The 20,753-nt window shown below is 50.1% G+C and carries 21 protein-coding genes and 1 tRNA gene; 14 read left to right on the top strand and 8 right to left on the bottom strand.

The genetic code is table 11. The features are described 5' to 3' along the window. Positions 1–25: 25 nt before the first annotated feature. From prfB to V8L73_RS03295, 9 genes are all read left to right on the top strand, one after another. A protein-coding gene (gene prfB, locus V8L73_RS03255) for a peptide chain release factor 2 (protein WP_134388962.1) occupies positions 26–1,124 on the top strand; the annotation gives its coding sequence in 2 pieces (ribosomal slippage) (positions 26–100 and positions 102–1,124; 1,098 coding nt in all). Between the two features lie 18 nt (positions 1,125–1,142). Continuing rightward, the gene (gene lysS, locus V8L73_RS03260; protein ID WP_027275557.1) at positions 1,143–2,666 is read left to right on the top strand and encodes a lysine--tRNA ligase; all 1,524 of its coding nucleotides are present in this window, start codon (positions 1,143–1,145) and stop codon (positions 2,664–2,666) included. A 233-nt stretch (positions 2,667–2,899) separates the two neighbouring features. Beyond that, positions 2,900–3,571, top strand: coding sequence for a CsgG/HfaB family protein (locus V8L73_RS03265; protein ID WP_027275556.1), 672 nt, complete (start codon positions 2,900–2,902; stop codon positions 3,569–3,571). Positions 3,572–3,607: 36 nt separating this feature from the next. Beyond that, a complete protein-coding gene (locus V8L73_RS03270) occupies positions 3,608–3,964 on the top strand; it encodes a DUF4810 domain-containing protein (protein WP_027275555.1) in 357 nt (118 codons plus the stop codon). After that, positions 3,961–4,617: a DUF799 domain-containing protein gene (locus V8L73_RS03275; RefSeq protein ID WP_347254105.1), complete on the top strand. Its 657-nt coding sequence runs from the start codon at positions 3,961–3,963 to the stop codon at positions 4,615–4,617. Before V8L73_RS03270 ends, V8L73_RS03275 begins: the two co-directional genes overlap by 4 nt. 271 nt (positions 4,618–4,888) lie before the next feature. Beyond that, a complete protein-coding gene (locus tag V8L73_RS03280; protein WP_347254106.1) occupies positions 4,889–5,176 on the top strand; it encodes a hypothetical protein in 288 nt (95 codons plus the stop codon). Positions 5,177–5,452: 276 nt separating this feature from the next. Continuing rightward, a complete protein-coding gene (gene dps / locus V8L73_RS03285; protein WP_027275625.1) occupies positions 5,453–5,956 on the top strand; it encodes a DNA starvation/stationary phase protection protein Dps in 504 nt (167 codons plus the stop codon). A 371-nt stretch (positions 5,957–6,327) separates the two neighbouring features. Continuing rightward, complete coding sequence (locus V8L73_RS03290; RefSeq protein ID WP_347254107.1) at positions 6,328–8,169, top strand: hypothetical protein; 1,842 nt, start codon at positions 6,328–6,330, stop codon at positions 8,167–8,169. 90 nt (positions 8,170–8,259) lie between these two features. Continuing rightward, entirely contained in the window at positions 8,260–8,805 is a 546-nt protein-coding gene (locus V8L73_RS03295; RefSeq protein ID WP_347254108.1) for a GNAT family N-acetyltransferase, read from the top strand. Between the two features lie 11 nt (positions 8,806–8,816). Here V8L73_RS03295 and V8L73_RS03300 read toward each other — a convergent pair whose 3' ends face one another. From V8L73_RS03300 to V8L73_RS03320, 5 genes are all read right to left on the bottom strand, one after another. Continuing rightward, positions 8,817–9,728 carry a LysR family transcriptional regulator gene (locus tag V8L73_RS03300; RefSeq protein WP_027275627.1) on the bottom strand — a complete coding sequence of 304 codons (912 nt, stop codon included), beginning with the start codon at positions 9,726–9,728 and terminating at the stop codon, positions 8,817–8,819. Positions 9,729–9,999: 271 nt separating this feature from the next. Next, positions 10,000–11,211 carry an acetyl-CoA C-acetyltransferase gene (locus V8L73_RS03305; protein WP_027275628.1) on the bottom strand — a complete coding sequence of 404 codons (1,212 nt, stop codon included), beginning with the start codon at positions 11,209–11,211 and terminating at the stop codon, positions 10,000–10,002. Between the two features lie 20 nt (positions 11,212–11,231). Continuing rightward, positions 11,232–11,963: a 3-oxoacyl-ACP reductase FabG gene (gene fabG, locus V8L73_RS03310; protein WP_027275629.1), complete on the bottom strand. Its 732-nt coding sequence runs from the start codon at positions 11,961–11,963 to the stop codon at positions 11,232–11,234. Positions 11,964–12,040: 77 nt separating this feature from the next. Further along, complete coding sequence (locus V8L73_RS03315) at positions 12,041–13,597, bottom strand: acyl CoA:acetate/3-ketoacid CoA transferase (protein ID WP_347254109.1); 1,557 nt, start codon at positions 13,595–13,597, stop codon at positions 12,041–12,043. Between the two features lie 32 nt (positions 13,598–13,629). After that, positions 13,630–15,021, bottom strand: coding sequence for a GntP family permease (locus tag V8L73_RS03320; protein WP_347254110.1), 1,392 nt, complete (start codon positions 15,019–15,021; stop codon positions 13,630–13,632). A 734-nt stretch (positions 15,022–15,755) separates the two neighbouring features. Between V8L73_RS03320 and V8L73_RS03325 the strand changes: the two genes are divergently transcribed. Next, positions 15,756–15,829 (top strand) — tRNA-Gly (locus V8L73_RS03325). A 568-nt stretch (positions 15,830–16,397) separates the two neighbouring features. Continuing rightward, positions 16,398–16,985, top strand: a complete 588-nt coding sequence (locus V8L73_RS03330) for a hypothetical protein (protein ID WP_261832693.1) — start codon at positions 16,398–16,400, stop codon at positions 16,983–16,985. Between the two features lie 281 nt (positions 16,986–17,266). On the opposite strand, the gene V8L73_RS03335 is transcribed toward V8L73_RS03330, so the two are convergent. The 3 genes from V8L73_RS03335 to V8L73_RS03345 form a co-directional block, all read right to left on the bottom strand. Further along, a complete protein-coding gene (locus tag V8L73_RS03335; protein WP_347254111.1) occupies positions 17,267–17,980 on the bottom strand; it encodes an SAM-dependent methyltransferase in 714 nt (237 codons plus the stop codon). 16 nt (positions 17,981–17,996) lie between these two features. Next, a complete protein-coding gene (locus tag V8L73_RS03340; protein WP_027275635.1) occupies positions 17,997–18,254 on the bottom strand; it encodes a YjhX family toxin in 258 nt (85 codons plus the stop codon). Positions 18,255–18,568: 314 nt separating this feature from the next. Then, positions 18,569–19,183, bottom strand: coding sequence for a LysE family translocator (locus tag V8L73_RS03345; RefSeq protein ID WP_261832695.1), 615 nt, complete (start codon positions 19,181–19,183; stop codon positions 18,569–18,571). A gap of 152 nt (positions 19,184–19,335) precedes the next feature. On the opposite strand from V8L73_RS03345, the gene V8L73_RS03350 reads away from it, so the two are divergent. The 3 genes from V8L73_RS03350 to V8L73_RS03360 all read left to right on the top strand — a co-directional run bounded on the left by V8L73_RS03350 (position 19,336) and on the right by V8L73_RS03360 (position 20,697). Continuing rightward, on the top strand, positions 19,336–19,800 hold the full coding sequence (locus V8L73_RS03350) for an Lrp/AsnC family transcriptional regulator (RefSeq protein WP_027275637.1): 465 nt from the start codon (positions 19,336–19,338) through the stop codon (positions 19,798–19,800). Positions 19,801–20,159: 359 nt separating this feature from the next. Continuing rightward, positions 20,160–20,360 carry a hypothetical protein gene (locus V8L73_RS03355; RefSeq protein WP_027275638.1) on the top strand — a complete coding sequence of 67 codons (201 nt, stop codon included), beginning with the start codon at positions 20,160–20,162 and terminating at the stop codon, positions 20,358–20,360. Between the two features lie 31 nt (positions 20,361–20,391). Then, positions 20,392–20,697, top strand: coding sequence for a hypothetical protein (locus V8L73_RS03360; RefSeq protein WP_027275639.1), 306 nt, complete (start codon positions 20,392–20,394; stop codon positions 20,695–20,697). Positions 20,698–20,753: the final 56 nt, after the last annotated feature.

The following is a 20,753-nucleotide window of genomic DNA, read 5'->3' on the forward strand; positions in this document are numbered from 1 at the left end:
CAGCGATTAACGGTAGCGACAAATCATGTTTGAAATTAATCCGGTAAAAAACCAGATACAGGACCTGTCTGAACGAACGGCCGTTCTTAGGGGGTATCTTTGACTACGATGGCAAGAAAGAGCGCCTGGAAGAGGTTAACGCAGAGCTAGAGCAGCCTGACGTTTGGAACGAACCCGAGCGAGCTCAGGCGCTGGGTAAAGAGCGTTCCTCGCTTGAGGCTATTGTCGAAACGATCGAACAGATCGAACAGGGCCTGGAAGACGTTTCCGGCTTGCTGGAGTTGGCCGTTGAGGAAAACGACGAAGATACGTTTAACGAAACGGTGCAGGAAGTTGAACAGCTAGAAAATCGTCTGGGGCAGTTGGAGTTTCGACGCATGTTCTCCGGCGAGTACGACAGCGCCGATTGCTATATCGACATTCAGGCGGGATCCGGCGGTACGGAAGCGCAGGACTGGGCCAGCATGCTGGTGCGGATGTATTTGCGCTGGGCCGAGGCCAAGGGCTTTAAAACCGAAATGATTGAAGAGTCCGACGGCGACGTCGCCGGGACCAAGTCGGCGACCATCAAAGTGATGGGCGACTACGCCTACGGCTGGCTGCGTACGGAAACCGGCGTCCATCGCCTGGTGCGCAAGAGCCCGTTTGACTCAGGCGGCCGCCGCCACACCTCGTTTAGCTCCGCCTTTGTTTATCCGGAAGTCGATGATGATATCGACATCGAGATAAACCCTGCGGATTTGCGTATTGACGTTTACCGCGCCTCGGGCGCCGGCGGTCAGCACGTTAACAAAACCGAATCCGCCGTGCGCATCACCCATATGCCAACCAATATCGTGGTGCAGTGCCAAAACGATCGATCTCAGCATAAGAACAAAGATCAGGCAATGCGTCAGCTAAAGGCCAAGCTGTATGAGTTTGAGATGCAGAAAAAGAACGCTGACAAGCAGCAGATGGAAGAGAACAAGTCGGACATCGGCTGGGGCAGCCAGATTCGTTCTTACGTACTGGACGATTCTCGCATTAAAGATCTGCGCACCGGCGTTGAAACTCGCAATACTCAGGCCGTATTAGATGGCGACCTGGACCGGTTTATCGAAGCCAGCCTCAAGGCTGGACTATAAGAAAGGGTAACGTTAAAAATGTCTGAACAACCTCAAGCGCACGACGTTGCGCAATCCGCCGCCGAGTTAAATAACGAACTTCAAACTCGCCGCGAGAAGCTGGCGCAGCTTCGTGAACAGGGCAATCCGTTCCCGAACGATTTTCGCCGCGACGCGATCTCCGGTCAGCTGCATGCTGAGCACGATGAAAAGACCAATGAAGAGCTGGAAGCGTTAGGTCTGGAAGTGGCTATCGCCGGCCGTATGATGACCCGTCGCATTATGGGCAAGGCCTCTTTTGCCACGCTGCAGGACGTTGGCGGTCAGATCCAGATTTACGTTTCTCGCGATGACTTGCCCGAGGGCGTATATAACGAGCAGTTTAAAAAATGGGATTTGGGCGACATCATCAGCGCGCGCGGCAAGCTTTTTAAAACCAAGACCGGCGAGCTGTCCGTTCATTGCCATGAAGTGCGTCTGCTGACCAAAGCGCTTCGCCCGCTGCCGGACAAGTTCCACGGACTGGCCGATCAGGAAACCCGTTACCGCCAGCGCTACCTCGATCTGATCACCAACGAGCACTCTCGTCGTACGTTCGTGATCCGCTCCAAAATAATGGCCGCGATCCGCAGCTTTATGGTGCAGCGCGACTTTATGGAAGTAGAAACGCCGATGATGCAGGTGATCCCCGGCGGCGCAACCGCGCGTCCGTTTATCACCCACCACAACGCGCTGGATATCGATATGTACCTGCGCATTGCGCCGGAGCTGTACCTTAAGCGTCTGGTGGTCGGCGGCTTTGAGCGCGTGTTTGAAATCAACCGCAACTTCCGCAACGAAGGCGTTTCTCCGCGCCACAACCCTGAGTTCACCATGATTGAACTCTATATGGCCTACGCGGACTATAAGGACCTGATTGCGCTGACAGAAGACCTGTTCCGCTCTCTGACGCAGGACGTACTGGGTACCACGACCGTTGAATACGGCGACCAGACGTTTGATTTCGGCAAGCCGTTTACCAAGATGACGATGAAAGAGGCTATTTGCCATTATCGCCCGGAAACCAACGTCGCCGATTTGGACGATATGGCGAAAGCGACGGCCATCGCACAGTCTCTGAACATCAAGGTTGAGAAGGGCTGGGGCCTGGGGCGCGTACAGTGCGAGATCTTTGAAGAGGTGGCCGAGAGCCACCTTATCCAGCCGACGTTTATTACCGAATATCCGGCTGAAGTGTCGCCGCTGGCTCGCCGCAATGACGATAATCCGTTTATCACCGACCGCTTTGAGTTCTTCATCGGCGGCCGTGAAATCGGTAACGGCTTCTCGGAGCTTAACGATGCACAAGATCAGGCACAGCGCTTTGCCGACCAAGTCAGCCAGAAAGATGCTGGCGACGACGAAGCGATGTTCTACGATGAGGACTACGTCGTTGCGCTGGAGCACGGCCTGCCGCCAACGGCCGGCCTAGGCATCGGCATCGACCGCCTGGTGATGTTGTTGACCGACAGCCATACTATTCGCGACGTCATCCTGTTCCCCGCCATGCGTCCGTTGAAGTAAGCCTCTGCGGCTGATAAAAAAAGAGAGCTTAGGCTCTCTTTTTTTATCCCCTGTTTTTCTTGTTAATCCTCTATTTCTATACTTTCTTAACCCATTCATTATCAAAGTGATGATTGTCAGTCTAAATTCATAATTATTTATTTATTTTCAATTTATTACTATTTAAGTTATAAATAGTAAATATAGGTTAAACGTGTTTTTGTCATAGTTAATAAAGTAAAGGAATCAAAGGAATGTTCAAAAAACTGGCCGTAACGACAGTGCTCAGCAGTGCAATTCTTTTGACTGGCTGTGCCACTGAGTCTTCTCGAACTGTTGAAGTTGCAAAAGTTGCCTCTTACAACACCGCCTATCAGGGAGTCAAAAGCCCTGTTTCAGTAGGAAAGTTTGATAACCGCTCCAACTATATGAACGGCATTTTCTCCGATGGGGTAGATCGCTTAGGCAATCAGTCAAAAACTATTTTGATTACTCATCTGCAGCAAACGGGGCGTTTTAACGTGCTCGATCGCGCCAATATGGATGAGATTAAAAACGAAGCCAACATTAATAACAAAAAGCAGAGCCTGAAAGGCGCTAACTATGTCATCACGGGCGACGTGACCGAGTTTGGCCGTAAAGAGGTTGGCGATCGCCAGCTGTTTGGCATCTTGGGCAGGGGAAAAAGCCAGATTGCCTATGCCAAAGTGAATTTAAACGTGGTCAACGTTCAAACGTCCGAAGTGGTGTTTTCTTCACAGGGCGCAGGGGAGTATGAGCTGTCTAATCGTGAAGTTGTCGGCTTCGGTGGAACGGCGAGCTATGACTCGACGCTAAACGGGAAAGTGCTGGATTTGGCCATTCGTGAAGCGGTGAATAACCTTGTTTCAGGTATTGAAAGCGGCGCCTGGACGCCAGAGAAATAATCACGGTAGATAGTTACTATACACATGGATATGAAAATGAAGATAGCTCACTACGCTGGCATACTGCTGGCCGTTGGCGCTTTAAGCGGGTGTATGAACAGCCCAAAGCCTATTTATAGTTGGGACAACTATCAGGCGACGGTTTACGAATATTATAAGATGGACATCGGCGTTGAAGAGCAAATCGCAGCGCTAAAGGAAGACATCGAAAAGGCCAAAGCGAAGGGGCTACCCGTACCTCCGGGGCTACACGCGCATTTAGGAATGCTGTACGTCAATTCAGGGCGTCCTGAGCTGGCAAGGACTGAGTTTAGTGAAGAAAAGGCGCAATTTCCTGAATCCGCTCCGTTTATGGACTTTCTGTTGAAGAAAATGCAAGGAGGCGCGAAATGAGAAAGTTTTACGCGCTGTGTGGCGTGATTGCCGCACTGTTGTTGAGTGGCTGTGTGCAGAAAAAAACGTACGACTATACGGCATTTCGGCAAAGCCAGCCTAAAAGTATTCTGGTTTTGCTGCCGACGAACGAATCGCCCGAGGTTAATGCCGGGTACGGCGTTTTGTCTCAGGTTACGCTGCCGCTGGCCGAAGCAGGTTATTACGTTTTTCCTGTTGCTCTGGTGGAGAATACGTTCAAGCAAAACGGAGTGAGTAACGCTGCTGAAATGCACGCTGTCAGCCCGCAAAAGCTGCGTGAGATTTTCGGTGCGGACGCCGTACTTTACATGAACGTGACCGACTATGGTTCATCTTATATGGTGATTGCCAGCGATACCCGAGTAACGGTATCTGGCCGACTGATTGATATTCGAAACGGTCAACAGCTGTGGAGTGGAAGCGCGACGGCTTCAACTAATGAGAATAATTCTGGCGGCGGAAATATATTTGGTATGTTGATAAGCGCTGCCATCAATCAGATTGGCAATACGCTAATGGATAAAAGCTACGATATGGCAGGAATTGCGGATGCTCGTCTGCTTTCAGCGGGAAGGCCTAGTGGGATTTTATATGGCCCCCGTTCGCCAAAATATGGTAAAGACCTGGAGTAATGTTTCTCTCTCTCGTCTAACGTTATATAAACCCTGCTGATTTTGGTAGGGTTTTTTCTTAACCTAAGAACGGGGCTGCTAATATATTATTTTAGAGATTTGTTTCTTATTATTAACTGTATTTTAGTTCAGTTAATCTGGCCTATCTATAATACTATGACATACATCACAGCGACCTTTCTTAGTCAGAACAATACTTAATTTCGTAGTAAATATGTATTTTCTTTAATGCAATATTTCTTTTTCCTTAATGGATTAATAAGGAGTTCGTATGACTAAGGCTATCTCAGGTGGTTGGAATATTAATCCCGAGCTCGTTCCCTGTAAGCTGCCTAAAGACGTAGACGCTATCTTCTCTGAGACTTTAGGCAGCCTGCTTGGCGCTCGATATGAGCCTCTGATGTTTTGCGGCTCTCAGGTCGTTGCCGGAATGAATTATATGTTCATCTGTAAGCAGACTATAGTGACCCCGGAATCACCGGTACATCTGGTTAAAATGACGATACACAAGCCAATTAATGCGAAGGGCGTTATTTTGGATATTATGTCTCTATTCTAAATAGAAGATTGCATATATGGCCGTAGAAAGTCTCGCTTTCTGCGGCCTTTATTTTTCCTTAAAATAACGCTTGCCATTTATATAATTAGGAATGAAATAAACGGTAGGCCTGACTATTTACTCTTTGAATGAGAATGATTCTTCATTCTTTTTATTTTTTAGAAAATAGCCTATGCCTATAATAGGTACATACTATCTGAAAGATTTTTTATGAGTGCTATACTGTATGCATATTAAATAACACGCCAACGTTAAATGACAGCGAGGACACGGATAATGAGCACGGTTAAATCATTAAAATCAAAAGACTCCAAATTGGCATTCACTCGTAACGATGTGGCTGACAGCGTAAAAATTTCTTCAATCAAAGCGTTGAACCATATGGTTGCTCAGCTGGCCGATCTGGCGCTGGTTACCAAGCAGGCACACTGGAACATGAAGGGCGCTAATTTCATCAGCGTGCATGAGATGATCGACGGCTTCCGCGATACGCTGTTGGAGCATCAGGATACCTTTGCCGAGCGCGTCGTGCAGTTTGGCGGTACGGCCATGGGTACCCTGCAGGCGGTTGCGGTAGCGACCACGCTGAAGGCCTATCCGACCGATATCTATACCGTTGAAGAACACCTGAAGGCGCTGGCCGATCGCTACGCGGTCGTGGCTAATGAAATGCGCAAGGCGATCACTGAAGCGGAAGATGAGGACGTAGCGGACATGTTTACCGCGGCTTCGCGAGATCTTGATAAGTTCCTGTGGTTCCTTGAGGCTCACCTGGCATAACAACCTGCTATCACCACATTGAAGGCTCCGACAATATTTTATTGCCGGAGCCTTTCTTTTATATGGGGCATCTAATCGATTCCTTAATCGTTTCCGTATTTTTTAGTTTTTCTTTTAATTTTGCGAAGTTAGGTTATATCGGCAGATATCTCAATTTATTTCTTTAGGGTAACTCCTTATTTCTTAATATTTGATCGCTTATTTCTCCCGTTATTTTGTAATGGCCTGATTTATTGTCTGATTTTTGCATATGGGATATTGTAGATCCACTATGCCTGTCGCCTATTTTCTTACGCTAACCTCCGATAAATAAGCTGCCTGAAAGCTTCATTTTCTTTTTACATTCATTTTTAATCCAAGAGAATAATATTATGGCCATATTCGATATTAAGGGGTACGACAGCGATACCTCTATTGACTTAATCAGACAGTCATTAATCATCAATAACTATACGTTTCGCAACCTGTATGAAGGGCTGCAGGAAGGCTATAGCCAGTACGGCATGACGCCTTCCGGGATTATACCGATGATATGGACCGGCGTTTTTGGCTCTCGCGATTCTCAAGGGCTGCTTACCTGGAGCGGTAAACCGGGCGCCGAAACCCGCAGCTATCAGGCCGTACAGGAGGTCGGATGGAAAAGAATTTCCGCCGACGACTTGCACTACTCAGGAAAAGAGGACAAGTGGAGCGCCTTTGTCGGAGAGCATCCTCTGTTTCGCGCCGCGCAGGCTGACGTGCTGGGGCAGTGGGATGCCGATGGCAATCTGACCAGAATTACCGTTGGGTTTCGCGGCGTCACCGGCGAGCGCGAAAATCTGATAGCCGACACGGTGATGGATATCGTCAACATCTATAACACCATTTTGAAAGATAACCCTGACTATATCCCCAAGGCGTTTGGCCAGCTTTTGGACGCCGTTGCGCAGTTTGCGAAAGAAAACGGGCTTGAAGGAAAAGACGTCACGTTTACCGGCCACAGCATGGGCGGTTCACTGGTGAGCAATATGGCCTCTCTGAGCGCTTCCGGCTGGGGCGGCTTTTTTAAGGACTCTCTGTATCTCGCCTCTGCGTCATCGCGCATTAACGATGATGACAAGAACGTGTTCAATATGGGGCTTGAAAACGACCCCGTCTATCGGGCGACGGACGGCGGCAGCCTGATGCTGTTTGATTCTCTGTTTGTGCACGATAAAGAATACGCTACCGCGATGGACAACGTCGTCAGCTTTCACGACCTCTATGCGGGCAAAGCGGGCCTGCTTAATCTGCTTCCATACAGCATTGCCAACTTTGCCCATTGGGTCGCGCATATGTCATTTTCCTATGAGGGGATGTTTAATGCGATCGTGAAATCCCGGTTCTATGACCTGACGGAGCAGGACTCCGTTATCGTCGTTTCCGCGCTGTCTAACGCAACGCGGGGCAACACGTGGGTAGAAGATCTTGCGGCAGCCTCTTCCAGCCATTACGGGCAAAGCGCGTTTATTCTGGGAAGTGAGTATAACGACCTGCTAAAAGGCGGCGCGTCCGGCGACAGGCTGGAGGGCTTTAGCGGCAACGATCGCATTCAGCCGGGCGCGGGCAACAACATCGTCGACGGCGGAGAGGGGCATGACGAAGTTATGCTGTTCTCTTCGCTGGCTTCCTACTCCGTGAGCCGGGACAGCGAAGGAACGGTCTATCTCTACGATGAAGAGCTGGGAACGATGAATACGCTGTATAATGTAGAGCTCTTGACCGACATGACGAGCGGCGACAGCTGGAAGGTAACCGGAAACGGACTGCTGAGCCAGGAAAAAGGGGCGAAGTTCAACTACTACGCCAATACGGCAAAGGGAACGGAGCAGGATGACGTCCTGACGCTGTCCGAAAAGGGGTGGATGTTTGGCGGTGATGGAAACGACAGGCTAACCGGCAGCAGCGAGGGTACGCTGTTCTACGGCGGCAAGGGGGATGACGAGATTTTCAGCCACGGTCGCGATCGCTTCATATTTAATGAAGGCGACGGCAACGACGTCATTCATGGGTTTAGCGGAGGCGATCTCATTCAGCTGGTCGGTCTGAAGTCGGTGAAAAATGTCGATAGCCTGTTTGATAATGTGACCAGCGATGAACGCGGAGTGACGCTGCGCTACGGCGAAGGCAGTTCTCTGTTGTTAGTCAACGTGCAAAGCGATATGTTGATGCCGGAACAGTTCGTTTTTGTTTAACGATCGCCGTATGGCGTAGCCTGTTGTTATCGGCGGCTTAAAGCCTCGGCGGCGGACGTGATGCCGGGGCTTTTTATAAGGAGAAACGTTGTGCAACAGCACTTTTATCGGCGGGCCAAGCCGCCGCATTTACGCCTGTCTATTCAGGAAGAGCGCGATGCGCCAGCCGTATTTGCCTTGGTTCAGGCCGAGCGGGAACGCTTGAGGAAAACGCTGCCGTGGCCTGATTCGGTGACGTCCGTCGAGGATTCTCTGAGAACCATCCGGCAAAACCGCATTCTGTTTGGTCAGCGGAAATCCGCCGTTTACCTGATCTTTTGGGATGACGAGCTGGCGGGGCTGGTATCGTTCAATACCATCATTGGCAAAGAGGGCACGATAGGCTATTGGATAGCTTCGCCGTTTGAGGGCAGGAGCATAGCCTATGCCGCCGTTTCCTGCCTGATTGAATGGTACGCCGAAGCGGGCGCTATTGATTCGTTCATCATCCGCTGTTCGACGGAAAATGAGCGCAGCGCCAGGCTTGCCGAGAGGCTGGGCTTTCAGTTCCAAGACATCATGCCCAATGCGGAAAAGATCGGCGATCGCTGTCTGGACCACCGGGTATATCGTTTGCGCGTCGGCGCTGGGGTATAGCCAGAAAAGCGCTATTCCCCTTTAGCCAGCTTGGCTTCGACTTTAGCTATCAGATAGTCCTTAAACAGGGACAGGCGGGCGGGGTAGTGTTCGCGGCGTTTGTAAAACAGGTTAATGTCGAACGTGCTGGCCATATAGTTTTCCAACATGCTAACCAGCCGGCCCGAGGCGATATCTTCTGAAACCATTGACAGCGGCAGATAGGCGATGCCCGCGTGGTTGAGCGCCAGGCGCTTTAAGATTTCCGAGTTATCGCACTCAAAAAAGTTGGGGATGTTATAGATGCTCATCTTGCCGTTAAAGAAAAACTGCCACTTGTTGCCGCCGACCAGGCTCTTTGAATATAGGCAGCGGTGGTTGAGCAGATCCTCGGGAGTATCCGGCTGAGGGTGCTTGCTAAGGTAGATTGGCGAAGCGACGGTAACCAGCGGTTCGCTGATAAGGCGCTTGCGCACGTCGGAAGAGTCGTGATCGATTTTTCCTTTATAGCTGGCGACGGCGCGAATGGAAAAGTCGACTTCGTCCACCAGGTTGACCGGGAACGGATTGATAAACAGCTTTACCTTTATTTTAGGATATTCGATCAAGAATTCGGAAATAATATCAACCAGATAGTCGGTAGCGAACAGCGGCGTAGAGGCGATGCGGATAAGCCCCACATAGTCGTTGCCGGTGCTGACGACCTCTTCAATCATTTCTCTGGCTTCGCGCGCCAGCGGTTCGAACTTTTCATACAGGTGCATCCCCGTCTGCGAGGGGGATACGCGTCGCGTTGAACGCTTGAGCAGGCTTACGCCCATCTCTTTTTCCAGTTCGGCCACCCAGCGGCTGGCAGCGGAAACGGAAATGTTGAACTCTTCGGCCGCCTTGCTTAATGAGCCGGATTTGACCACGGCGCAAAAGAAGATGATTTTATCGAACACGAAGGCTCTCCTATTTTATTGTTATTAGATGTATACACGTCACGTTTCCAAATTGCAGGCGCGTTGGCTGCGTTCGCTCACTTGAATTATTTAGTGTATAGATAGCGTTGCCGCCGAGTTATTAAGGGTACAAATTTTACATTCGATTTACTTTTAGTACATTTTGGTACATCACAAAATAAGGATAAAGGCCGATTGGCCAATGTCAATTGCGCAAAAAAACGGCCGCGTAGCGCGGCCGAAAGAACTAACGTTAAAGGTAATGTTTTGATCAGACGTTTTTAATAACGATTGCAACGCCCATGCCGCCGCCGATACACAGTGAAGCCAGGCCGAACTGATTGCCTCGGCGCTTCATCTCGTGGATCAGGCTAACGACGATGCGGCCGCCGCTGGCGCCCAGCGGGTGCCCCAGAGCGATGGCGCCGCCGTTAACGTTGGTGTGCTCCATGATCTCTTCGATAGTGGTGTCGTGCTCAGCGGCCAGTTCGCGCAGAACGCCAAGAGACTGTGCTGCGAACGCTTCATTCAGCTCGATAAGCTCCATATCCTGCAGGCGCTTGCCGGCTTTCTTCAGCGCTTTAGAGATAGCCGGAACCGGGCCCAGACCCATCACTTTCGGATCGACGCCCGCCTGAGCATAGCCGACGATCTCGGCGATAGGCTTCAGGCCGTACTTCTCAACGGCTTCTTCGCTGGCGACGATAACCGCACAGGCGCTGTCGTTAAGGCCGGAAGCGTTGGCCGCCGTAACGGTGCCGCCTTCTTTCTTAAACGCCGGCTTCAGCCTTTCGATATCTTCAAGCGTCGTAAACGGCTTGATGTACTCGTCGGAATCAAACGTCACCGGGCCTTTGCGGGTTTCAAGCACGACCGGGACGATTTCGTCGCGGAACTTGCCCTGCTCCTGAGCGGCGGCGGCTTTTTGCTGGCTGGCCAGCGCAAAGGCATCCTGCTCCTGACGGCTGATAGAATGCTTTTCGGCAATGTTTTCAGCGGTCACGCCCATGTGGATGTGGTGAACGGAGTCGGTCAGGCCGTCAAGCAGCATGGAGTCTTCCATCATCATGCCGCCCATCTTCACGCCCTGGCGCACTTTGCTCGGCATCAGAAACGGCGCGGAGGACATGTTTTCCATGCCGGCCGCCATCACCATCTCGGCGTCGCCCGCTTTGATGTGTGAAGCCGCGTCCATAATGGTTTTCATACCGCTGCCGCACAGCATGTTCAGCGTATAGGCGGGAACCTCATCGGGGATCCCGGCTCTGAGCGCTGCGTTGCGGCCCGGGCTTTGGCCCTGACCGGCCGTCAGTACGTTGCCCACGATGGCTTCGTCCAGCCACTCAGGCTTGATGGCCGCTTTTTCCATGGTTTTACGCATGACCTGGCTTGCGATGTCGTAAGCCGGCATGGAAGACAGTGAGCCGCAGAAGTTACCGATAGCCGCCCGCTTGGCGGCAACGATGTATACTTTTCTCGTCATAAGTCACCTCGGTGTACGAATTACAGCGTCAGGCCGCCGTCGATTTTCAGGACTTGGCCAGTGATGAACTTGGCTTTTTCTGACGCCAGGAACAGTACGCCTTCGGCGATGTCTTCCGCAGTCGCCATACGGCCCAGGGGCGTTTTCGCGTTGATGGCTTCCAGCACTTTTTCCGGCAGATCTTTGGTCATCGGGGTTTCAGTGAAGCCTGGCGCTACGCAGTTAGCGCGGATCTGCGCGCCTTTGCGAGCAAATTCTTTGGACCAGCCTTTGGTCATCGCGATAACGCCGCCCTTGGTTGCCGCATAGTTGCTTTGGCCAACGTTGCCGTCAGTGCCGACCACAGAGGACATGGTGATGATGGAGCCTTTGCCGTTTTCGGTCATCAGCGCAACGATCGCCTGAGTCATGTTGAACACGCCCTTCAGGTTAACGTTGATAACGGCGTCCCAGTCTTCTTCGGTCATTTTGCCGATCATGTTGTCGCGGGTGATGCCGGCGTTGTTGACCAGCACGTCGATGCGGCCGAACTCGGCTTTCACCTGCTCAACGAAGGCAGCGATGCCTGCGCGATCGCAGACGTTCAGCTTAGCCGGGCGCACGTTAGGGAATTGGCCTTCCAGATTTTTTAAATCCTGCTCGCTCATGTCGACGGCGAAAATCATGCCCGCGCCGGCTTCAGAGAACTTCTTGACGATTTCCAGACCAATGCCGCGGCCAGCGCCGGTAACCACACAAATTTTGTTTAACATCGCACTTCTCCTGTTAAAAATAAAAAGTAAGTCGGTTAGCGCCGCTTTCACGATAGGCAAAAGCGGCGATTTTTGGTTTATTTCAGCTGCAGTCCGATAGGACGGTCATGGAACAGCGCTTCGTCCATCACTTTAAGGTTCGGACTAATGACGGGTACGAAATCCATTTTCGCCAGAACGTCGTTCTCAAGCGAAACGCCTGGCGCGATTTCAATCAGCTCCAGCCCCTGAGGGATAAGGCGGAATACTGCGCGCTCGGTGATGTACAGCACGGGCTTCTTGTTTTCGTTCGCCGTTTTGGCAGAGAAGGTGATCTGCTGAACCTTGTCGATAAACTTGTTGATTTCACCGTCTTTGTTGATAGAAAGCTTGCCGTCGGCAACCTGAATATCGAACTTGCCGGCGGTGAAGGTTCCGCAGAAGAACACCTCTTTGGCGTTCTGAGTAATATTGATAAAGCCGCCGCAGCCGGGGATTTTAGTGCCAAAGCGGGAGACGTTGAGGTCGCCGGTTTTGTCACATTCGGCCAAGCCTAAGAACGCCTGATCGATGCCGCCGCCGTCGTAGAAGTCAAACTGCTGGTCCTGAGTGACGATGGCTTCCGGATTGGCCGATGCGCCGAAGCTAAGGCCTCCAGCCGGCGTTCCGCCGATGGCGCCAGGCTCTACCGTCAGGTTCAGCTCGGAGGCAAGGCCTTCTTCCGCCACCACGGCAGAAATGTATTCCGGCAGGCCTATACCTAAGTTGAGGACGGCCCCGCGCTTAAGCTCTTGCGCAGCGCGGCGTGCAACCACCTTTTTAGCGTCCAGCTTGATAGGCTGAACTTCTTTTTCGACCTTCGGCGTCAGGCGGCAGTAGGCGTCATTTTGCTGTTCGGCAAAGGTCTGCATGTGGTCGGCTTCGTTTTCTACGACGACCACCATGTCTACCAAAATGCCAGGAATGCGTACGCTTTGCGGTTCCAGCGTGCCGGCTTTAACTTTGCGCTTGACTTGAACGATGACGCGCCCGCCGTTGTTTTTCACCATTTGAGCGGCCGCCAGGTTCTCTACGAACAGGCATTCGTCTTCCATAGAGATGTTGCCGTTTTCATCGGCGGTCGTGCCGCGAAGCAGAGCAACGTTGGCGTCCAGGCGCTTATAGAACAGATACTCTTTGCCGTGGATAGTGATAACTTCAACCCAGTCTTCTTTGGTTTCCTTGTTGATTTTCCCGCCTTCAATGCGCGGATCGACAAAGGTGCCCAAGCCCACGTGGCTAAGCGTTCCGGGCTTGCCGGCGGCGGTATCGCGCATCAGGTGTGCGATAACGCCCTGCGGCAGGTTATAACCGGTAATTTTCCCTTCGTTGGCCAGCTTTTGCAGCCTGGGGATCAGCCCCCAGTGGCCGCCGATGGCGAACGAGACTAAACCTTCTTCAGCCAGGTTGTTAACCGCTCTTTCAGCAGAGTCGCCTTGGCCGGCAGCAAAGTAGAGGGAAAGATTGCGTGGGTGGCCTTCGCTTCTAAAGCGGGAACCGATCGCCTTTTCCAATGCTTCCGGCACCACGGCGCCGATGAAGCCGCCGAGCACCAGCCGGTCACCGTCCTGAATGGAGCGGGAGAACTCGTCAAGTGAAACAAATTGAACTGCCATATCGTTATCCTTTTAGCCTTATGTCCTGAAAATCAAACCAGTCCGGTCATGTAGTAGACGGCGATGATGAAGAACACTGCCATCGTCTTGATGCAGGTAACGGCAAAGATGTCTTTATAAGATTCTTTGTGGGTCAAACCGGTAACGGCCAGCAGCGTGATAACCGCGCCGTTGTGCGGCAGGGTGTCCATACCGCCGGACGCCATGGCGACTACGCGGTGCAGCACTTCAGGGCTGATGCCCGCGGCGTGAGTGGCCGCCAGCAGCTGATCGCCCATTGCGGCAAGCGCGATGCTCATACCGCCGGAAGCGGAGCCGGTGACGCCGGCCAGTGAGGTAACGGTAATTGCGGCGTTGACCAGCGGGTTCGGGATGCTGGTCAGCGCGTCGCGGATTAGCATAAAGCCAGGCAGCGCGGCGATAACGGCGCCGAAGCCGTATTCAGACGCGGTGTTGACTGACGCCAGCATGGCGCCGCCGATAGCGGTCTTGGTGCCTTCAGCAAAGTTTTTCTTAACGACTTTAAACGCGGTGATCAGTACAAAAATGATGCCCAGGATCAGCGCGGCCTCAACGGCCCAGATGCCGACGACGGAAGGCACTTTTGTTACCAGCGGCTCTTTCAGTCCGGGCAGATCGACAACGTGCTGAGCGCCGTACCACATCGGGATAAGCTTGGTGAACGCCATGTTGGCTACGCCGATAAGAATAAGCGGCGTGATGGCCAGCCACGGAGACGGCAGATCGCTGGTGTCGACCGGAGCGGGTTCGTTCAGCAGGTTGGTGCCGTAGCCTTCGCCTTTACGGATAGCTGAGCGCAGACGCCAGTTGAGGTAGAACATGCCGACGCAGAAAACGAACACCGCACCGAGGCAGCCCAGAATAGGCGCGGCCAGCGTAGTGGTACCGAAGAACGTGGTCGGGATAATGTTTTGGATCTGAGGCGTACCGGGCAGGGCGTCCATGGTGAATGAGAACGCGCCGAGGGCTACCGCGCCGGGGATCAGGCGCTTGGGCAGATTTCCCTGACGGAACATTTCTGCGGCAAACGGGTAAACGGCGAATACGACCACAAACAGTGATACGCCGCCGTAGGTCAGCAGAGCGCAGACGATAACGATAACCATGATGGCGCGTTCACGTCCAACCCACTTAATAACCGCGGCAACGATGGACTTGGAGAAGCCCGACAGCTCGATGACTTTACCGAAAACGGCACCGAGCAGGAATACGGGGAAGTAAAGCTTGATAAAGCCGACCATCTTATCCATGAACAGGCCAGAGAATACCGGCGCTACAGCGGCGGGCTGGGTCAGTAAAACGGCGGCGAGGGCGGCAATGGGTGCAAACAGGATGACGCTATAACCGCGGTAGGCGGCAAACATCAAAAAGCACAGTGCGCCGAGAACAATGATGAACTCCATCGATACGTTTCTCCTCAAACAAAATAGGGTAAGGTTTTAAATTTTTTCTGACGAGAAGATGAGAAATAGAGGGATATTTCTTTCCGCTTGGCTTTATTTGTTCTTTCTTCGTCAGAAAGATAAATAGTCTTTTGACCTGTGTTAAATATTTTTCAGGGAAAAAGGTGACTCCCTGTGGATGCGGATATTAATCAGCGTTCTTCCATCAGTAAACAACCATTACTGCAATAAAGCTACAGAAAGGGTTTTGTTAACAATTAAAATAAATGTTAAATATCAATTGGTTGATTGTATTTTTGATAATGCTGAATCGTTTTTATTTTCCAGCTATGGAAAATCATTTTTGCATAAATGGAATTGCATAACTGGGAAATAGATTTTTGCCAACGAGCAAGAATCTAATATTTCAATGAGATAGATGAATTCATGTTATTTATCTATTTTATATTATTAATGGTGGAAAATAATAGCTTATAGAATTTAAATTTCTTTATTTTTTTATGGTTTTTATTTTTGGTTTTTTTATAGAGAAGTGAGCGTTTTTTTATATACGGACATTATATGTGATCTTTATCACGTAAAAGTCATATTTAAGCGGCGAATTGAAGTCGGCGAAAGAGGCCGATGCGAGGTGAGCCCTGTTGATAAAAATAATGCGCCGCGGGCGCATTTCTGGCTTTACTCCTCTTGAATGAGAGGATTATAATTTTCCCGCTTCAGTAAGCCTACCTGCTGCGGGTGTAGTTCAATGGTAGAACGAGAGCTTCCCAAGCTCTATACGAGGGTTCGATTCCCTTCACCCGCTCCATAAAATATTCAATAAAATAAAATGATTATGTAACTTACTGGTTAAAAAATAACTAAAAAAAACACCGTGCATGCACCATAACATACGCTAAATGACACGTTTTTCGGCACGTGACATTATCAAAAAGGTCGCGTGCCATTTTTTTAGCAACTATAAAATAGTTAACTTTTTCTGAGTCTGGCCGTCTTACTCTTTCAGATAGCGGCCATAGTGTTTGAAAAGCATTTCGGGCACTATGGCCCGTTTGAGACGAAAGCCAAAACGGGTTTAGGCTGCGTTAATGTGCATAGTCGCGAACGTATGGCGGGTTTGGTATTGATTCCTAACCCATTATTCCATGGCACGCAATTGGATGAATAGTCGAAGGACATACTGAAGATCCTGTATGGGAACTCAATTTCATCAAGCCGCCTTGTCTCAAAATTATCGTTTATGATGTAGAACCGTTTTTCGCTGAGGTAACCAAGTCTTCAGTACGTAAAGAGCTGTGGCAATCGCAAGAATACTTTGGCGAAATTGCATAACGTGGATGTATTTACTTAATGTTGAAAATATAAGGAGTTTTAGCGTGTTGATAAAGGGAAAAACAGTAAGAACTGCGTTCCTCATGGCTATAGTTGTTTCCGGTCTTTATGGGTGTACGAACGGCATACCAAATTATGCTTTTAGATCAAGATACGAAATCAAAGAAATAGAACAGAAGGATGTAGCCAATGCGGAGATCCAAGGGCGACTCGCTTTAAGTTATAAAAATTTGCCCGGAGAAGAATTACAAATAGATTCATTAAGGCTAACGCAAAAATTTGTGAATGGAGGAAATACAGCAATTTATGCATTTCCCGTAACGCTCACTAACGGCGAAACGATTATAAAGATACCTGTTTATAATGATTATACATTAGAGAGCATCTCTATAACATTTAACTATAGGAAAATAAAAGATAATTCTATCAATTCCGCGCAGGCCGACATTTATATTAAGAATGATTCGTCTTGTCAGAAACCGGGATGCACGGACATAACCTGGTGGAATAAGGATAAATTTCACAATAATGAAAAAATTATTTTCCAGAAAGGCCTGATCGCGAAAGCTAATTTTAAAAGGAAAGATACTTTTTTTATCAGGGCGTCCAGTGTGGGTGTTATAACCAAGTAATAGGATCATTTTTTTAACCGCCACTTTGCCGGCTCGATCATTAGGCGACGTTGGGGGGTTGTAGATGAGTGATAGTGGCTCCGGTGATAATAGGCCATAGCTTCATAGAATTTCCTTTTATATGTGCGTGTTATATGTGTGTAGGAATTTAAGTGCAGCGTACTTGACTGACTCTTCGTTTAATAACGAAATACAGATAGATTCGTACTTATTGGGTGAGCTATTCGCGAGAGAATCTCCCCGCCCTCAAGGGCGGGGAGACGGTGAAATGCGGGCCGTCGTTAAACTTTCCGCCCTACAAGCTGGATTATATTGAAATAGTCACCGGCCCCGGCCTCCATAATGGGCACCATCATTTCCTGCGCCATTTCGCACTCCATAAACTCATCCCACGACTGCTGACATGAATCCATTTCATGAAGTTCGATAAGCTCGATGTCGGTCTCTTTTTCCCACAGCGTTCTCCACCAGTCGCAGGAGTAGAAATACCAGTCCGGCGTCCAGAAGGGTTTAACCACTTCAGGCAGATTGCCCTCCGAGTAGTCTCCAATAAACCCCGGCACGGCGACGGATATCAGGCCGCCTTTCTTCACGAAGGGCAGCAGCTTTGCCAGCATCTCGTCGTTACCGCCAAAGTACTGATAGGCATCCACGCTAACAATCATGTCAAAGTACTCGTGGGCAAACGGGATCTCCTTGGTGGCGTCCACCAGCAGGGGAAAAATTTTCGTATCCAGCCCCAGGCCTGCGAATCTTTCCGCATTTTCCGTCGGAGAGATCCACAGGTCGGCGGCGAATACCGTAACGTCGTATTTTTCCGCCAGCATAATGGAAGAGATGCCCTTCCCACAGCCCAGATCCAGAATGCGCATGCCTGAGGTAATGGGGAGCCGGTTTGCCATTTCTTCCGCAATGCGCATGGCGTTCGGGCCCATCATTGTGTCCAGAAGAAAAGCTTTGTCATAGCCGTCGGTAAAAGGGGTACTGATAGTCATATTTATCACCTGCTCCTTAGCGGTTGTCCGGTTGGGCGCGAACGTTGTTCAGCCCGGTGGTATTGATGCGATACGGCTGGCCGTTGACGGACTTAATAAGCTTCTTGGTTTTGAGTTTTTTAAAAACGGCGAGCGTGCAGTCGCTGAGCAAGAGCCCCTCGCGGCTGTAGCACTCAACGGATGTGACGCGGCCTGAAGCGTCGCGAACGTGAACGATGCGTCCACCTTTGGCGAGAACGTGTAGGGTACGCTGTTCCTGACGGGATAAATTCATACTGGAAAACCTGTTAATCATCATGTGCAAAAACGTGCCAACGCCCGCAGGCGTTTGCGTAAGGTTTAAGCGCAGCGATAACCAGTCCGGCCTGAAAGGTCGGCAAACTGATTATCTGATGATTACATTTTCCAGCATCAAAGCCTCGATGAGGGTTGAAAGGGTTTTACGGGGCGCATGGTAACACACGTTTCTTATGGGGGAATAGTTAAAGCTGAAAAGTGTGATCTCACACGGAATGCGGGCAACAAAGGCCACTTGAAGGATGACGCCATATTGCGATCTCCTTTCTCAAGGGGCCTTATGTTTTTGGTCTATGGTTTTATTTGTTCATACAGCAGTAGCGTTGAAATGAATATCATCATTCCCCCCGACGTCATGCTGACTATCCGGGCGGCCTGAGGGCGCGTAGATAATACCGCTCTGGAACCGTAGCCAACGCATAAATAGACCAGTGTACAGGTTATCAGATGCATTAATCCGAGAGCGGCCATTTGTATCGCAACGGGCCATTTCCCGTTTGGATCGGTAAACTGTGGCAGCAGGGCAAGAAACAGGAGGAACACTTTAGGGTTCAGACCGCTAATACATAAACCTTTAACTGCCCATACGTTCCAACTGCCGCTCTGCTGTTTCGCCGCGGATACGCTTGCCGGATGGCGTAGCAGGCTGACTCCGAGCCACAGCAGGTAGGCCGCTCCCAGAAGCGTAATCGCCGACAGGAGCAACGGGTAGCCCGCGATCAGCACGCCAACGCCCGCGACGACGATAATTGTGGCAAGCAAATGCCCGGACATCAGCCCCATTACAGCAGGGATAATCGTTCGTCCATGGATCCCCGCGCTGATAGTGTAAGCCCAGTCGGCCCCCGGAGTAACGATCAGCAGGAAGGAAACGATCCAAAAGCCTGCTATGTAACTTACTTCCACTGTTATCGCCTCCTCTCGTTTTGCAGTCGCCGGTTCATGTGCTCTCTTTCTTGAAAAGTGAGTTTATTAGAACGAAAAGAATATCGTCACTACACCGAAATAGGTTTTCAATGTTATGCTTCAAGCCGTGTCTAAGAGAGAGAATTTTCCAAATGGACGGCTTTGATCGAAAAATTCTTGCACAACTGCAGTCGGATGGTCGCCTTTCGATAACCGAATTGGCGGAGCGGGTGAATTTAAGCCTTTCGTCTTGCCATCGGCGCCTGCGTGCGCTGGAGCAGGATGGTGTGATTACCGGCTATCGTGCTAACCTGGATCCGGGGAAAATGGGGTTCAATTTTGTCGCTATCGTTTTTGCGACTCTGAAAGAGGGCGACAGGCGAGCGGTGAGCGCCTTTGAAGAGGCAGTTGAAGGCATTCCCCAGATTGTGCTTGCGCAGCGCCTGTTTGGCGATCCCGACTATTTGATGCACGTCGTGACGCGCGATCTTGATGCGTTTCAAAAGTTGTACGATCAGAAGCTCTCGGCCATGCCCGGCGTTCAGCATCTTCGCTCTACGCTAGTGATGAAGACCGTTGTGCAGGATCGCCCGTTTCATCTGGATACATTAAAGTAGGCGCGCTCGGCGTTCACCGCTTTGCGGCGCCTTGCGTGACCTTTCGTTATAGGTTCGCCATATACTTATATCACCTACTGGGATAGGTTCTTAATAACCTCGGTTTCATATAAGTCGAAAAATGCTTTATTTCTTTTCTTCAATATCTAAAAAAATAGGGAGAAACTTCTTTTAAATAAAGACGAGCGTAAGCAATGGATTTGATGATTAAGGCTATCTCTTATTAATTAATAAATAGAGATATAAAAAGTCTAATTTTTATAAAAACAACTTTATCATTTTTTATCTTTATATATTTTGAAATGGGAAATGAGTCTTCATTTCTTTTTGAAAATATACCTTAACTTAAGGACTAGAAAATGAGAGAGCTTTCCTCTAAAGAAATTGAGTGCGTCAACGGCGGAGGAGTTGTTACCGACGCTATATGGAGTGCGGTATATGCCGTCGTTGATTTTCCGTCTCGCTCAGCGGGTAAATTTATCGGTGATAAAATTGGCGGAGCGATTGGTTCAATTGTCGCTGCGCCTATCAACTGGATTTACTCCTTATTTAATAAATAGTGATTAATTAACCGACACTGAGGGTAAAAAAGTGAGAGAGTTAAGCTCAGCTGAAATCGAACAGGTTAACGGGGCCGGCTTCGTTCAGGACGCTTTTGCTTCCGTAGGTGAAGTTGCGGGAAGCGTTTTTGGCGGCGTCGGCTTAAGCGTGGTTCAGGGCATCGCCAACAAGTTTTCTCCTGCGTTAGGGGAAGGTATTAAGCTTCTCAGTTCCGCAGGCAGCGCATCGGGCTCAACGGTTGGTCGTTTAGCCGGCTATGCGTTGGGTGGCTTTGTTGAAGGGACTTTTTCTGGCCTGTTTTCGGGGTTTAAAAATCAGTTTACCTTTTGGAAATAATAACGAGCCGCTGGCGATATTATAGATAAAAGCGAGGAGCGGCTAAGGCTCCATCA

The sequence above is a fragment of the Leminorella grimontii genome (assembly GCF_039789245.1).
Lineage (GTDB): Bacteria > Pseudomonadota > Gammaproteobacteria > Enterobacterales > Enterobacteriaceae > Leminorella > Leminorella grimontii.